This is a genomic window from Staphylococcus ureilyticus (assembly GCF_002902235.1).
GTDB lineage: Bacteria > Bacillota > Bacilli > Staphylococcales > Staphylococcaceae > Staphylococcus > Staphylococcus ureilyticus.
This window is the reverse complement of record NZ_PPRL01000155.1, coordinates 1-268: the sequence shown is the minus strand read 5'-3', so window position 1 is coordinate 268 and position 268 is coordinate 1. Positions and strand designations below refer to the sequence as shown.

The 268-nt window shown below is 39.9% G+C and carries 1 protein-coding gene; it reads left to right on the top strand.

Features of this window, described 5'->3' with window-relative positions:
* A partial coding sequence (locus CD150_RS12730) for a GA-like domain-containing protein (protein WP_206185647.1) occupies positions 1–268 on the top strand: 268 nt, incomplete at both ends.

Sequence of the window (268 nt, the reverse complement as noted above, 5' to 3'; positions counted from 1 at the left end):
GTAACATCACCAGAAATAAATGACGTAGATAGCAATGGTGTGCTAGATACTGAACAATTGTCTGAAGCAACGCAAGCAGTGACTAATGCAGAACAAGCGAAAACAGCAGTAGATACGAAGTTGGCAGAAGTAACATCAGACGGATTAGTAACACCAGATGAAAAATCAGCAGTAGATGCGTTAATACAAACATTAGAAAGTGCGAAACAAACAGCCCAAGAGAAAGTAAATAGCATACCGAACGGTACTGCGGGTAAAGAAGATTTAC